Source organism: Paenibacillus sp. FSL R5-0887 (assembly GCF_038002305.1).
GTDB lineage: Bacteria > Bacillota > Bacilli > Paenibacillales > Paenibacillaceae > Paenibacillus_AQ > Paenibacillus_AQ odorifer.
The window spans coordinates 43,092-57,848 of sequence record NZ_JBBOCE010000001.1 but is presented as its reverse complement, the minus strand read 5'-3'; the positions used below and the strand labels follow the sequence as shown (position 1 = coordinate 57,848).

The 14,757-nt window shown below is 46.7% G+C and carries 15 protein-coding genes; 11 read left to right on the top strand and 4 right to left on the bottom strand.

Annotation, left to right across the window (positions count from 1 at the left end; all coding sequences use genetic code 11):
• Nucleotide 1 precedes the first annotated feature (1 nt).
• Both MKY14_RS00245 and MKY14_RS00240 read left to right on the top strand, forming a co-directional pair.
• On the top strand, nucleotides 2-502 hold the full coding sequence (locus MKY14_RS00245; RefSeq protein WP_038569663.1) for a DUF4044 domain-containing protein: 501 nt from the start codon (nucleotides 2-4) through the stop codon (nucleotides 500-502).
• An 83-nt stretch (nucleotides 503-585) separates the two neighbouring features.
• Complete coding sequence (locus tag MKY14_RS00240; protein WP_076124899.1) at nucleotides 586-900, top strand: YtpI family protein; 315 nt, start codon at nucleotides 586-588, stop codon at nucleotides 898-900.
• Between the two features lie 133 nt (nucleotides 901-1,033).
• Here MKY14_RS00240 and MKY14_RS00235 read toward each other — a convergent pair whose 3' ends face one another.
• Nucleotides 1,034-2,368 carry a DRTGG domain-containing protein gene (locus tag MKY14_RS00235; RefSeq protein WP_076124897.1) on the bottom strand — a complete coding sequence of 445 codons (1,335 nt, stop codon included), beginning with the start codon at nucleotides 2,366-2,368 and terminating at the stop codon, nucleotides 1,034-1,036.
• Nucleotides 2,369-2,668: 300 nt separating this feature from the next.
• On the opposite strand from MKY14_RS00235, the gene MKY14_RS00230 reads away from it, so the two are divergent.
• A complete protein-coding gene (locus MKY14_RS00230) occupies nucleotides 2,669-3,502 on the top strand; it encodes a hypothetical protein (protein WP_340975457.1) in 834 nt (277 codons plus the stop codon).
• A gap of 38 nt (nucleotides 3,503-3,540) precedes the next feature.
• Complete coding sequence (locus MKY14_RS00225) at nucleotides 3,541-3,792, top strand: hypothetical protein (RefSeq protein WP_143762362.1); 252 nt, start codon at nucleotides 3,541-3,543, stop codon at nucleotides 3,790-3,792.
• Between the two features lie 884 nt (nucleotides 3,793-4,676).
• Here MKY14_RS00225 and MKY14_RS00220 read toward each other — a convergent pair.
• Entirely contained in the window at nucleotides 4,677-4,958 is a 282-nt protein-coding gene (locus MKY14_RS00220; RefSeq protein ID WP_076184273.1) for a hypothetical protein, read from the bottom strand.
• Between the two features lie 195 nt (nucleotides 4,959-5,153).
• On the opposite strand from MKY14_RS00220, the gene MKY14_RS00215 reads away from it, so the two are divergent.
• The gene (locus MKY14_RS00215) at nucleotides 5,154-5,729 is read left to right on the top strand and encodes a hypothetical protein (RefSeq protein ID WP_076124891.1); all 576 of its coding nucleotides are present in this window, start codon (nucleotides 5,154-5,156) and stop codon (nucleotides 5,727-5,729) included.
• Between the two features lie 150 nt (nucleotides 5,730-5,879).
• On the opposite strand, the gene MKY14_RS00210 is transcribed toward MKY14_RS00215, so the two are convergent.
• Entirely contained in the window at nucleotides 5,880-6,218 is a 339-nt protein-coding gene (locus MKY14_RS00210; protein WP_036683973.1) for a YlbF family regulator, read from the bottom strand.
• A gap of 368 nt (nucleotides 6,219-6,586) precedes the next feature.
• On the opposite strand from MKY14_RS00210, the gene MKY14_RS00205 reads away from it, so the two are divergent.
• The 6 genes from MKY14_RS00205 to MKY14_RS00180 are packed head-to-tail and all read left to right on the top strand — an operon-like array spanning nucleotide 6,587 to nucleotide 13,271.
• Nucleotides 6,587-7,954, top strand: coding sequence for a YheC/YheD family endospore coat-associated protein (locus tag MKY14_RS00205; protein WP_036683975.1), 1,368 nt, complete (start codon nucleotides 6,587-6,589; stop codon nucleotides 7,952-7,954).
• 10 nt (nucleotides 7,955-7,964) lie between these two features.
• The gene (locus MKY14_RS00200) at nucleotides 7,965-9,131 is read left to right on the top strand and encodes a YheC/YheD family endospore coat-associated protein (RefSeq protein ID WP_340975456.1); all 1,167 of its coding nucleotides are present in this window, start codon (nucleotides 7,965-7,967) and stop codon (nucleotides 9,129-9,131) included.
• The gene (locus MKY14_RS00195; protein WP_036683976.1) at nucleotides 9,132-10,505 is read left to right on the top strand and encodes a YheC/YheD family endospore coat-associated protein; all 1,374 of its coding nucleotides are present in this window, start codon (nucleotides 9,132-9,134) and stop codon (nucleotides 10,503-10,505) included.
• Entirely contained in the window at nucleotides 10,502-11,614 is a 1,113-nt protein-coding gene (locus MKY14_RS00190; RefSeq protein ID WP_076124884.1) for a YheC/YheD family endospore coat-associated protein, read from the top strand. Before MKY14_RS00195 ends, MKY14_RS00190 begins: the two co-directional genes overlap by 4 nt.
• Before the next feature lie 26 nt (nucleotides 11,615-11,640).
• On the top strand, nucleotides 11,641-12,159 hold the full coding sequence (locus tag MKY14_RS00185; RefSeq protein WP_076124882.1) for a GNAT family N-acetyltransferase: 519 nt from the start codon (nucleotides 11,641-11,643) through the stop codon (nucleotides 12,157-12,159).
• Nucleotides 12,141-13,271, top strand: coding sequence for a YheC/YheD family endospore coat-associated protein (locus MKY14_RS00180; RefSeq protein WP_076124880.1), 1,131 nt, complete (start codon nucleotides 12,141-12,143; stop codon nucleotides 13,269-13,271). The genes MKY14_RS00185 and MKY14_RS00180 overlap by 19 nt, the downstream gene beginning before the upstream one ends.
• A gap of 78 nt (nucleotides 13,272-13,349) precedes the next feature.
• On the opposite strand, the gene MKY14_RS00175 is transcribed toward MKY14_RS00180, so the two are convergent.
• Nucleotides 13,350-14,735 carry an ABC transporter substrate-binding protein gene (locus MKY14_RS00175; protein ID WP_038569657.1) on the bottom strand — a complete coding sequence of 462 codons (1,386 nt, stop codon included), beginning with the start codon at nucleotides 14,733-14,735 and terminating at the stop codon, nucleotides 13,350-13,352.
• Between the last annotated feature and the right edge of the window lie 22 nt (nucleotides 14,736-14,757).

The following is a 14,757-nucleotide window of genomic DNA, read 5'->3' as shown; positions in this document are numbered from 1 at the left end:
AGTGAGAGTTCCACCATTCAGTCGTTTTCGCAGATTCACCCAGATCTCCGCTATATTCATGCTAGGGATCGTCGTAGGAGCTGTCATATACAATGCTATTTACCATGTAGGATATAACGTATTATGGCTGCATAATCAAGATCTGCGTGTACAGATCGAGCAATATCAAAAAGATATTCAGACACTCAAAAAATACAATAATACCTCAACCGTGATCAGAGAAATCAAAATTCGATCGGAGGAAAGCAAATCCAAAGAAGATACCCCACTTGACCCCGTAACTGTAAAATTAATCATAAGCCAAATGGGCTCAGATCTGGAACCGATGCGCGGCCGCAGCATGTTCGATATTGATACAGACAGCAAACTGGTTAGACTGCTGTTGGATGGCAAGCTATACATTGTGCGTGACAAGGAATACTCTGTCAAAATCCGAACCATGCTCGTCATGGAAGGCGTCCTGCAAATCTGGGTAGAAATCAGTCCTTTTAAGCGCAGCTGACAGCCATCGTGTGATACAATAATGGACAGACGTGGAAATTACTTCTTGGCTACTGCAAGACACGATAAAGGAGCTGGCTGTCCATGGTTTTATTTATCAAGTATTTATTGTTTATCCTCCTGGTGATCTTTGTAATCGGTGCCGCTGTGTTCAGCATATCCTCCCGCCGTGCCTTAAATCCCCAAGATAAAGGGCTGAAACGCTCCGTCATGAATGTGATGCTCGGTGCTATGCTCGTAACGCTGTCCTTGATATCCATGTTTTTGTTTCGCGGCTCTACCGTTAATATCATTGTTGAAGCAGCCTTTCTGCTGATTGGTGCGTTCAACATCTTCTCGGGGCTACGCAGCTATAGTTTTTACAGCCGTAGTCGCAGCCGCAGCCAGGAACAACACTAGTCGAAAGCTTAACTGCTGTTCTGACGGAATAGAAAGAATAAAATAGACTCCCCTCTCTTTCAATGATGAGGGCAGTCTATTTAGCATGTATACGATCCTATTTACCGTATGCTATCCAGCTAGCAAACCATTTTTAGCCATGATCAATGGATTGCAGCATCAGAACAGCTTTGGCTACCAGAGTATCCGAGTGGCTGATCTCAATTTCAAGCTTACAGGTACGGCGGCTGATTTCGAGCAGTCTCGGCATTACAATGATCGCATGTTCGATCTGTACCGGTCGGATAAAATAAGTGGACATATTATCTAGTACATAATCATTTCCTGTGATGTCCTTAGCTGCTTTAAATGCCGAGAGCGTCATAAGCGTAGACAATATTCCTTCAGAAATCGTCCCAAGATCCGTGGCCATCTGCGGCGTAATAAAGCCATGGAAGAACAATCGTCCCTCTTCGTCCCGCTCATCCGCAAAACCATTCCAAATGAGATGATCAAAAGTCTCTCCCAGCTGAGGTTGATTCCGGACATCGCGTAAGCTTTGCAGCACTTCTTTACGGGTTAGGGAGCCTACCAGTTTACGGTTACGGTCCACTATGGGCAGAAAATCCACGCCTTCCCACATCATGATCTGGGCCGCGGAGGCTAGTGAGGTTTGCAGTGCAGCCGTAACCGGACTGCGAATCATCGCTTTTTCAATGATCTGGCCTTCCGTCAATTCCTCTACATCGCGGCGACCGATAATGCCGATGACTCGATTCCATTCATCCGTAACGGGAAAGCGCTGCTCTCCAGTTTCCTCAGAAACCTGTCGTAGCTCGCCGACGGTACTAGAGATTTTCAACGTATTCAGGCGCGGTTTGCTGTCGATAATATCCTCTACCAGCATAATTTTTTTCTTTATCAATCTATCAAAAATGGCACGGTTAATCATTGAAGCGACGGTAAACGTGTCATGTCTCGAAGAAATAATGGGAAGATCCAGCTCGTCTGCCAAGGCCTTCACTTCACGGCTCGTCCCAAAGCCCCCTGTCACCAGAACCCCCGCACCCTGCTCCAGCGCTAGAGAGTGAACATCATCACGGTTACCTACAATCAACAGACTGTCAGCGTCTATATAACGGATCATCGCATCGACCTTCATCGCCCCGATCACGTATTTATGCAGATGTTTATTTAGTCCACTTGCCCCGCCGAGCACATGCCCTTCAACAATATCAACTACATCGCCAAACGTCAGCTGCTCTGAAATGTTCCGAGGTTTCTTTTCTACACGAACTGTACCAATCCGTTCCTTCGTGATGACTATCCCGAGATTCTCAGCTTCCTTCACTGCACGGTAAGCAGTCCCTTCGCTGACTAACATTTCTTTGGCGAGCTTGCGAACAGATATTTTGGTGCCTACCTTAAGACCTTCAATATGCTGCAGCAGTTGCTCGTGTTTAGTAATCGCATCGCCTTGACCTTCCAACTGTTACACCCCCATGCTCCGATCTGTACTATACTGTACCTATTATACACGGATAGAATGGCTCAGTACAACCGATTCATAAGCTTCGAATTCGAATTTCACTCTCCTTACACAATCTACGATTAAGGTAGGTATTGCCACATAGTAAGTTTGAGAACCACCTTAAAATCGAATTTTTTGAAACTGAATATCTCTGATGCGTTTTAAGCTGACCTTAAAAATTCACTTCCTTTATTTAGCAACCTTTTCCTCTTTTTTATAGTCTGAGAATTAAAGAATGTGTAAAGGAGCATTGAAGAGATGAACAAGACCGCTTTATTACTACTTACTATTACTTTGCTTTTTATAGGACTGGTCGGCTGTGGAAATACGGGAAACGAAGTAAAACAAGCAGGCCAGATTGAGTTGGATGCAAATAATATAGTGTCTATTAACTTAATTGAAAAAAAACAGCCCATGGACACTATTTCGGATCCATCCTCGTTTGAACGTTTCGTTCAAGCCATAACTACTGCTGAATATGATAGAGGACAACTAGATATTGCTCCCAGCGATTATAGAACCACTGTGAACATGAAGGATGGCATAAGTTATGAGTTCTCCTTTTGGATCGGCGGAAGTAACAGTGGGTTACTCATTAAATCCGGACAAATGGGCCACTATCGTCTGTCAGATACCAGCAAAAAAGATCTATTGGACTTGTTTCAATCAACTTTTAAAGAAGATAAGATTTCATCAGAAGACACTGCTAACCCACAGCCCCCAAGTGTTCAAGTTACTGTTGGCGGTGAGCGGTTCGAGGCTATTCAAGGCTCTTATTGCTGGAACGACAATGGCAAAGGCGTATGTGTGGATAAGGCTTCTTACGATGAATTGGTTTCCAAACAAAAGGTACATCCTAAAGCCATCAGCGGTGATCGGGTAGAACTCGAGTTCTCATATGCACCCAAAGAGATAGAGGTTATGGCTTCATTTCCCCGTGAGGAACGACCGGACGAAACCCTTTCTGTGGACAAAAATAGTTTTCAACTCGCAACAGGTAGCGGCAGACATCTGTATATCATCCATGCAAGATGGCCTCAGGGAAGCGCCAGTTATGTATTTGAAGTAGAATGCTCGGTCAGTAAAAAGTAGTCGGATTGTTTTTGCTCAACAATTGGCGGGATGGTCGCATGATGGTAGGATGGGAGGATGGGAGGATCATATCCATCCTCTCTACGATCAGGAAAAAAGTTTATAATATCGACGTGAAAGGAGCTGAGCTTATGCAATTTCTTGTTATACTCGCGGTTCTCGTTCCTGCAGTGTGGTATTACGCGGCTCTCGGTAAACGGATATCTGCAGAAGAAAAGAAGGCTGGAAGAGATCTCACGAATGAGATCAATCCTTTTACGGGTGGAAAACAACATTTAGCCCCCTGCTAGCAATGCAGGAACATATTAAAGCCCACTGGCTTAGGCTAGTGGGCTTTTTCGTATGAGTGTGTCTTTTGGCGCGGCAGTCTACGTTATTTGTGTCTCTCTTTTCGCCACTTCTGTGCTTTCCGCAGCATTCTAAAGCATTTTTGCCTCTCTTCGCACCATTGCCGCGCTTTCCGCAACATTCTGAGGCACTTATGCCTCTCTTTTCGCTACTTCTGCGCTTTTCGCGGCATTCTGAGGCATTTTTGCCTCTCTTCGCGCCACTCCTACGCTTTCCGCAGCATTCTAAGGCATTTTTGCCTCTCTTCGCACCATTGCCGCGCTTTCCGCAGCATTCTAAGGCATTTTTGCCTCTCTTTTGGCTAGTTGTGCGTTTTGCGCGGCATTCTACGGTATTTATACCTTTCTTTTGGCTACTTGCGCGTTTTGCGCGGCATTCTACGGTATTTATACCTTTCTTTTGGCTACTTTGGTGTTTTGCGCGGCATTCTACGGTATTTATACCTTTCTTTTGGCTACTTGCGCGTTTTGTGCGGCATTCTACGGTATTTATACCTTTCTTTTGGCTACTTTGGTGTTTTGCGCGGCATTCTACGGTAATTATACCTCTCTTTTGGCTACTTTGGTTTTTTGCGCGGCATTCTAAGGCATTTTTACCTCTCTTTTCGCGACTTCTACGCTTTCGGCGGCATTCTGAGGCACTTATGCCTCTCTTTGCGCCACTTCTGTGCTTTCCGCAGCATTCTAAGGCATTTTTGCTTCTCTTTGCGCCACTTCTACGCTTTGCGCAATATTCTAAGGCATTTTTGCCTCTCTTTGCACGACTGCCGCGCTTATTCGAGAGACCTGAAGCTAATCTAGCTTTTTAGTATTCGATGCCAACTCTATTATCTTTGCGAAACTCTAGTTTCTTCATTCCACTTTGTCTGCCATTGCTCCAGTTTTGCTTTTCGCACAGCTTCCAAACGTTTGGACTTTTCTTCATCAACCCCGATAATAAAATGCAAATGTGCCGCAATGACCATAAACGCAAAAAGTGACCAGACGACTCCAAAACCAAACACCCAGCTCGGTCCATTCGCAAGCGAAAGCTTCGGCAGTGCATACAAAAGCATGGCCAACGCCAGCAACAAATAGATACCATGTTTGAACTTGTTTCTTTTTCTCATTAATAACAGCTCCTTCGTAGAGAGGATATTCGATTGAATCTATATCTCTACTCTATGAACATGAGGCCCGTAATATGAGACAAGTCCATTAAAAAATATATACCTTTTCAAAATTATGTATAAAAGGTTAGCATTTATATAGCAAGAGATGCTTATATATGAGATGATGATTTCATTTAGGGAGGCATTTTTGAATTGAATGCAGCTTATAATCATACCGAATACATAATTCGCAAAAAAGTATTTTCGATCATGGGTGCGAAACTTCATATTTTTGATAGCTCTGAGCAGCTTGTGCTCTATTCGCAAATGAAAGCGTTCAAGCTTAAAGAAGACATTGCACTTTATACGGATGAGTCCATGCAGAAGGAGCTTCTGCGCATAAAAGCCCGCAACGTGGTCGATTTTAGTGCTACTTATGATGTACACGATACAGAGTCCGGTGAGCATATTGGTGCTTTTCGACGTAAGGGTCTCAAATCTATTTTGAAGGATGAATGGATTATTCTTGACCGTCATGATCAGGAAATCGGAAAAATCAAGGAAGACAGCACCGCGATGGCTCTACTGCGCCGCTTCATCGCTATTATTCCGCAGAAATATAATATCGAGATGGATGATACTACGATCCCTGCATTCAAGCAAAATTTCAATCCATTTGTCACCAAAATTATGGCTGACTTCTCGGAGGATCGAAAAGGCAAGCTTGATCGCCGCTTAGGTTTGGCAGCTGGTATTCTTCTCTGCGCAGTCGAAGGTAAACAAGATTAGGTTGAGGTTGATGGTTGGGTTTGAGGATCAGGTCGAGGTCGAAGTCGAGCTTGAACTTAAGCTAGCCCTATAGTCACAGCCACAAGAAAGAGGGTGTTTCCAGAGCCACCGGCTTCGGGAACACCCTCTTTTGATTTTCATTGTTGAAATTTATTCGCCGTACAATTGAGACAAACTCTCGGTGATAATTTTATTTACATCCTCGATTACAACGCTCAGACGGCGTTCCGCATCGAACAGACGACGAATGCCAAGATTCAAGTTAAGCACCTCGAACAGCTTCTCCATCTTTTCCATTTCTTCCTGTGGAGGCATTTCTCCGCTCATCATCCGTTGTTGCAGCTCCATCTGACCTTGGCGGAAATTGTCCAGCATCGCTTTCGCTTCAGGATCTGTTTCTACGACCTTCATGGCATTTCTGATATCCGATACCTCGCTGCTCTCTTTAATGGCTTTCGCCAGTTCATGTGCTTTGTCGTGAATGCTCATTATGATTCCTCCTAAAAGTTTTGTTAGCGTACACTCCTCAGATCGTCTTCGTACAAAACTCACTTCGAAAGCATACGCTTAAGTTTTGTTAGCGTACACTTCCTATCGTCTTCGTACAAAACTCACTTCGAAAGCATACGCTTAAGTTTTGTTAGCAGCCGCTTCCTGAATTCACGCTGCTTTAGTTTCCAATATTCGCTCATTCCATACTTGTTTCGCTTCTTGGGCCGAGCTTATGAAATGACTGGGCAAGGTTTTTAGCGATTAGGTCAATCACCAAGGGTCATCTGTCTCCATATGATGAATGATATGTAACCCTTAGCTACCAAATTGCCGGCATCATGCTGCCTACCGGAAGGAGATCCACGATGTCCCAATTCAAGATCCCGGTCCATACGGTCAACTCGGGCATCCTGCAGGAAAACGCTATAATGCTTGGCGAAAAATCCATGAAAAGACTCAAAATCCCGTCTCACGGAACACTCCAGCTGGCATTCGGCTCTTTCCGGCAGGAGGTTACCATTATCTCAGCTCCCAAATCCGACATCCTGCGTGTAAGCGAAGGACTGGCGCGGCGGACCGGATGGAAACACCGACAAACCCTCAACGTTTCTTACAGCTCTGTAAGCCGCACCTTGCGGCTTGGACCGTTGATCGGCGTGCTCGTCAGTCGTGACCATCCAGATAATCTCGACAGGTTGTTTGGACCCATTACCATGTTCTGCCGGGAATTGACAAATGCCTGCCACACACAAGGCGCCTATGTATATTTCTTTACCCCGGAAGCGCTGGAAACACGCAGTTCTTCCATTCAGGGCTGGGTATACAACGAGGGTTGGAGAAAAATGAGTCTGCCCATTGCCGATGTAATCAACAATCGGTTAACGACGCGAAAGGTGGAGAATAAACCTAGCGTACAGCATTTTTTGGCGGATGTAAAATCACGATATGGAACGCATTTCTTCAACGAAAAATTTCTTGACAAGACAGAGGTATTTGAAGCTTTAGCGCAAGACCCTTCCCTGCAGCGGTATTTACCTGAGTCGCATGCGTTGAACGGCTTTGCCGTAATGAAGAAGATGTGCAGCCATTACCCAAGTGTATTTTTGAAACCTGTACGAGGCAGTCTCGGCAAAGGCATACTTCGTATCTCTAAAGAAGAAGGCGGAGGTTACCGTCTGTTGTCTACTACCTCCATAGGTACACGCAAGCAAAGCTACACCACTCTCGCTAAATTGTACCAGTCCATCGCTCCCAAAATGAAGACTACTCGATACCAGATTCAGCAGGGATTGCCTTTGATGGAGCTAGGAAGGCGGCCTGTAGATTTCCGGGCACTTGTTCAGAAGAATGGCAGCGGAAAATGGGGGGTTACCTCCATTGTCGCCCGCACCGCCGGAAGCAATCACTTCGTGTCTAATTTAGCTAGAGGTGGCAGTCTCAGCACTGTAAAAGAAGCGGTTAGCAAGAGCAGTCTTCCTCCGGGCGCAAAAGAAAACGTTCAGCTTCAGCTGCCCAGAGCAGCACTTGCCATTGCAAGAGGGGTCGAAACCTTTATCCCCGCTCATTTCGGAGAGCTCGGAATCGATCTGGCACTGGATCAATCAGGACGAATATGGCTCTTAGAGGTTAACTCCAAGCCCTCCAAGAACGATAATACACCGTTAAACGATCAAAAAATAAGACCGTCCGTCAAGCAAATGATTTTATATTGCCGCTACTTGGCCGGTTTATAAGGAGGACACGATGACTGAAACAGAAGTGGGGTTCCTCGGCATTATGACAGGCCGCCGCAACGGGAATCCACCGATCGCCGAGCCAGAGTTTTGCAGTCATTTATGCCGGGCAGCTCCTCTATACAACCTAAAAGTCCTCGTATTTCATCCAGACGGAGTAGCGGCAGACGGTTCCTCCATTACCGGCTATACCTGGAAAGATGGAAGCTGGCAGAATACTACTTCTTCACCGCCAGATATTGTCTATAATCGCTGCTTTTACGAAGGTCCTAAAGAAAGAAAAGAAGCTTCCGCTGCTCTCTCTACTCTTCATCGTTCCCTGCCTTGGTCTCGAGGTTTGCCAGATAAATGGGGTGTACATGAGATATTGAAGCGCGACCGGAGAGCAGCGGCAATACTGCCGGAAACTGTACTCTATACCGGTACCCGCAGGTTAAGTACAATGCTTGCTGAAAGAGAATATGGAGTCTTTCTAAAGCCCAAGGCCGGCACCCATGGCAAACGTACATTACATGCCATACTGCAGAACAGAGGCATGAGAGTTCGAGGGCGTGACGGAACAAATACACCCTTTCAATATGTTTTCGACTCACAGGCTGAAGGACTGAACTGGATTCATGAATTTATCGGCTCACGCCGCTATATTATACAGCCTTTCCTGCACCTAACGAATAGTAAGGGGCAACCGTTCGATGTGCGTGTATTGATGCAAAAGAATGGCCTTGGCCGCTGGACTCTTACCGGCATGGCCGTACGGCTGGGTAACCAAGGTTCGCTGACTTCGAACCTGCATGGCGGCGGAACAGCTGTTTCTCCCCTGCCTTTTTTGCTTGCTGAATATGGTCAGGGTGGAAAAGACATCATGCATGAGCTTGCTGCAGAAGGTGCATACTTGCCTCCCCTACTGGAGGCTGCATGCGGCAGGCTTGGAGAACTCGGCCTTGATTTCGGTATTGATTCGAGCGGTCGGATTCATTTACTAGAAGCAAATTCCAAGCCAGGGCGCACGGTATTCCGGCTGACGGGCGACCGCCGGGCTGCTAAGCTCGCCGCCGAGAATCCACTGTCTTATGCGCGCCATCTACTGCTCACACAACGACGGATACCATCCCTATCTACGGGCAGCTCCGTTACAAACGGGAGAATGATAACAATGGTTCCTAAGGAGGATTCATAAATGAGTCTCACTTTTTGCAATGTGCATTTCACTAAGCAGCCCCAAAGAGTTGTATATGTATCAGGTGCACTGATGAAAAGCTTGAAGTTAACGGGGAAAAAAAATATACGCTTAAGGCTCGGTAAAGATGCCACCCCGACCATGATCAAGCCCATCAAGCGCGCCGGAAATCACCTATATCTCGCCTCAGGCGTAAAAAGCGCTATCAAGGTTCCGAAATCAGGTGGTGTCTATTTACGCAATCTACAGAATGACGAGGTGCAGCTAGGACCTTTAGTTGGCATATTGTCCGATGGTCCTGCTTCCTCGTCTCAGCCCTTCGGTTCTCGCACAGGGTTCATCAAGCAATTACTGCGGGAAGGCAGCAACAAATGTTATATATTTGCCTTTATGCCGCGTGACATCAACTGGCAACAGGAACAGGTCTATGGATATTTTTTGACTTCAAGCGGTAAGTTTGAACGAAAAATGGTCCCTCTGCCTGATGTTGTCTATAATCGATTGCCCAGTCGGAGAGCTGAGACCTCACCCTATATCAACCAACTTCGCGAACGATTTATGCGGAAAAGAATTCCATACTTTAACTGGAGCTTTTTCAATAAATCCGATATCTATAAGCTTTTAGAAAATGATGGGGCGGCAAATCGATATGTACCTGAAACCCACAGCAATCCGTCCACGGAAAAAATGAGAGAAATGCTGGATCACCATCATTTTGTATACTATAAACCTTCTGCGGGAAGTCTGGGTCACGGAATTTACCGGCTTACCTATCTCCCGAAAAAGGGGTATTTTGCCCGCTACCGCCGCGGTGGAAAAAACGTTCTTTTACGCTTTACCACCTTTGAAGCCCTTATGCGTATGCTTCGTTCGCGTCACGGTCAAAATCTGCAAAATTATATAGTTCAGCAGGGAATACGTCTCATTGAAATAGATGGCTGCCCGATTGATTTCCGGTTCCATATGCATAAAAACGGCAGTAATCAGTGGATTGTAGTCGGCATAGGCGCTAAAAAAGCCGGCCGTGGCAGTGTCACCACTCACCTTAAAAATGGAGGAGCATTGCTTACACCTCAGCAAGCACTCGGACGTGTATTCGGCGCAAGAGCTGATGAAGTACTGCAGCGTGCAAAGACTACAGCCATCAAGCTGGCAGAATCACTAGAAGTCCAGCATCGTCATTTGCTCGGTGAAATTGGCTTTGATCTCGGAATTGATCAGGATGAAGACATCTGGATGTTCGAGGCCAACGCCAAACCAGGTCGTTCCATCTTCCGTCACCCTTCCCTGCGCGCTGAGGGCAAAGCTTCCATCGAGCACATTCTGGAGCATTGTCTATACCTCAGCAAATTCCGCAGGAGGGATGAGATGTGAGCACCCATAATCCGGAAGATACAAAACCTGTTATTGCCATACTGACAACCAGCGATAAAGTACGGCAATTTAATGGCAACCGCAGCAACTTCCGGGACATTATTCGCACAGGCAAAGAAATGGGATTTCTTGTCTACGTCATCACTGTCCGTGACCTCAAGCTTGAGGAACGGATGGTGAACGGATATGTCCCATCGTCCAGCGGTAAAATCTGGTACAGCATTCCTGTACCTCTTCCACAAATCATTTATAACCGAATTCCCACCCGTGAGGATGAGGAAAAACCTGCTGTAGTACGTAAAATAGCTCAATGCCTGGAACATCCAGGCATTAAGCTATATAATCCATATTTTTTCAATAAATGGAGTCTGTTCGAATGGTTAAGGGGTTCGCACTCCACCTCAAAGCATGTTCCAAAAACGAGACGATTACGCAGTGCAAACACCCTTACTGCCATGCTGAACCAGCATACCAGCCTCTACCTTAAACCAGAGAATGGCAAAGCAGGAAAAGGAATTATGCGCTTAAAATATCGTGCAGATACCGCCTTGCCTTACCGGCTCCAAATTCAAAGCGGCAAAAAAAATGTGACGTACAAAGCAGCTTCCATGGACCGGCTCTGGGCAAGAATCGGAAAAGAAAAAGGAATCTCTCGTTATATTGTGCAGCAGGCTATTGAACTGGCGACTCATCGGGGAAGACCGTTTGATCTGCGGGTGCTGCTGCAAAAAAACAGCAGAGGCGGCTGGGGAGTCACTGGCATAGGTGCACGCCTCGCCGGTGCCCGAAGTATAACGACACATGTACCACGCGGCGGTAGTATTGAAGAGCCTGCCAGCATGCTGGAAAGTACATTTGGAACCGAAAGAGCAGCCATGATCCTGAAGAGCGTGCCTACAACCGCCCTTCTTATCGCTAGACAAATTGAAAGAGCTTCTGACTCTATGCTCGGAGAGATGTCGATGGATCTGGGTGTAGATGAGAATGGGGGACTCTGGTTCTTTGAGGCCAACTCCCGGCCGATGAAATTTGATGAACCCGCGATCCGCAAGCTATCCCTAGAGCGAATCTTTCACTACGGCCAGCATTTAGCGCGCCAGTTTAAATAGAAATCATTAAAAGGATGTGACACAGCATGCAGATATCCTCCATCTATGACACAAATGCCAAGCAGTGGAAATCACGGCTGGCTGGACTGCTTGAGTTTATAAGAGCGCATGGGGAGAAGCGAATCACAAACCAAGCTTGCAAAGTACTGGCCCGATTAACACCGGATCAGTTGTCAGAGCCGGGTATCTCGCTGCTTGTCGCTACCGTACGCGGTCAGAATGGGCGCCAGCTCGCAGGAGTCAGCTTCGTATCCGGTTTCGGTGCAGAAGCCTGTCTTGTCGCTGTGCACCCCTTCTACCGGAATAGACATACCGGCACTGCCTTAATGGCTGCCCAGCTGAAACGCCTCGGGCATCTGCAATGCAGTGTTGCCTGCGACAATACTGCTAGCCTAAAGATGTGCTTCAATATCGGCCTTGCTGCCGACACACTTACCACTGGTCCTACCGGCAAGCCAACATTACTGCTCCGGTCACCCCATCATACCGGCAGCACTACTATTTCTCCACAAGAAGGTGAACTCCTGTGCCAGAGCCCGTCTTAGGCATTCTTACTTTATATATTAACGAAGCCAAGCAGCTTGAAGAAAAGGCCGTGTACCGGAGAATGATCGTCGAGGGCAAACGAATTGGCCTGGATGTCTTTGTGTTTACCCCCATGGATGTTCATCCCAGCAAAGAGCAGATCCATGCCCTTGTCTTTGATCCCAAGAGCGGAAAATGGTCACGCAAATGGCGTTCTTTTCCGAACATGATTTATGACCGTTGCCGTATTCAGCGCAGCTCACGCTTTCAGCAACTGCTTCGTTTCCGAGAACGCTACAATCATCTGTTATTTCTGAATCGTCCACTGCGCAACAAATGGACCATTCACCAAACATTCTCACAAAAAAGCCGTTTCCGGCAGCATATGCCAGAAACTTTACTCTATCAGTCCTCTGCCGACCTGCGCCGGATGCTGAAAACCAATTCAGTAGTCTATATCAAGCCGGCAAACGGCACAGGCGGACGTGGCATTCTCAGAATTGAGAAAATGAAGGATGGGCGTGGGGTATATGATATTCAAGGCCGTCGCCAGGATCGCCGAATCATTCCCACCCGTAAAGTCTCTTCTACTCGGCTGGATTCCATCGTACGGCAATGGTGTATCGGCGGGCGTTTCCTTATCCAACAGGGAATCCCATTACGTCTGCCGGGCGGACGTTTCCATGATTACCGGATGCTCGTTCAAAAGAACGGGCAAGGTGTCTGGGAACTCACAGGTATGGCAGCACGGGTCGGTGCAGCGCGGAGTGTAACCTCCAATCTTCATGGCGGTGGTCATGCCGTTCGAGCGGAAACGCTGCTGAAGGAATGGCTGGGTAGTCAGGATAAAACCGATAAAGTCATGAAGACTGCCGAGAGGTTAGGTCTTGATGCCGCAGCCTTCTTGGAAGAAAGTTACGGAGCCTTATGTGAGCTTGCATTGGACCTCGCCATTGATCGCGAAGGTAAAATTTACGTGCTGGAGGTTAATCCAAAGCCCGCCCGTGAAGTGTTCGCAAGATCAGGTGACGGAACCACTTACCGCAAAGCCCTGATTCGCCCTCTGGAATACGCGCTGTGGCTCTACAATAACAAAGGAACCCCGAGCACAGCTAAAACGACTGAGGAATAAAAATTATCTTAATAGTCATCAAAAAAAAGACGCCCCTAGCTCGTATTAATACGAAGCCGAAGGGGCGTCTTTTTCGATTTATTTGGCCAGTGATCCCTGCAGGGAACCTGCATCGAAGTCCGGCTGTGCTTCGATATCGGTGTCACCTGCGGCTTTGGCTTTTTCAAGTGCCGCATTATAGCGAGTATTCAAGTCCTGAAGCTCTTTATCTAAATCTCCACCACCAAAAATATATCTATTGAAGACATCAACCTTCTTTAGTCCTTCCAGACGTCCTTCACTAATGACCATCGGAGTCGCTGGATAAATTCCGTCTAACTTCGTAGGCAGAAAATCTTCAATTCCTGCAATGTCTGGTGCCTTGGCAACAGTAGCAACCGATGGAATAACCGAAACCCCATACCCTGCTTCCTGGTAAGCAATCTGCACATCATCACTGTACATCCATTCAATAAACTTCCAAGCTTCTTCCTTATGCTTAGAATCCTTGCTCATAGCCAAATAACTTCCTGCAATAACTTGGCTGACACCCTTCTGCTCCCCGTCAATGGTTGGAGGAATCGCAGCTGCCCAGCGAATTTCAGTTGGGAATTGGGTTTTGTAGACCGTCGGCTCAACGGAATGGTTGAAATACATGCCGATCTTGCCTTGAGCGAATTGCGCACGCAGCGGGTCGATATCAAGCGATTCCGATCCTGGCATCATGCTTCCATCCACCTTAATCTGCCGCAGCGCCTCAGCAACCTCTTTATAGACGCTAAAATCAAATTGCCCCGTCTGGAAGTCGAAGCCCTCTGTGCCCTTAGTCTTGCTAAGTGTTGTTATTGGATAAGCGATACGCTCAAATCCGCTGGTACTTTTGAAATTACCCGCGAAGCCGTAAGCGCCTATGTCTTTTCCTGCTGCCGTAATTTTCTTGGCATCCTCGACCATCTCTGCGAGTGTGGTAGGCGGCTCTGTAATGCCAGCCTTCTCGAACAAATCTACGTTATAAATGAGGCGCCAGAACTGACCGATATTGGGAAGGCTATATATTTTGCCGTCAACGGTATTTTTCTCGTTGATAAGTACGTTCTCGAACCGGCTCTTCATCTCTGGTGAAATGTAGCTATCAAAAGATTCCAGATACCCTCTTTTGACCCATGTTGGCACGTTATAAGTATCCACCCGGAGAATATCAGGCGCCTGCATGCTGGAGAAGGCAATATCCACCGACTGGGTATAGTTCTCTGCCATAACCTTCATTTCAATCTCGATATTGGGATTAAGACCTTCATACTCGCTGATCTTTTGCTCAATAAAATCAGAATCATGACGATCAATGGTCCAGTAGACCAATTTTGTTTTTTCGGAGTTTGTATTGCTGCTGCTTACCTCCGTATTAGATTCGGATGATGAACAGGCGGCCAACGAGCCAGCCAGCATCAGCGAAACCCCAGCTAATATCCATTTGTTTCTTTTCATCTAAAATGCCTCCCTTTTCTTT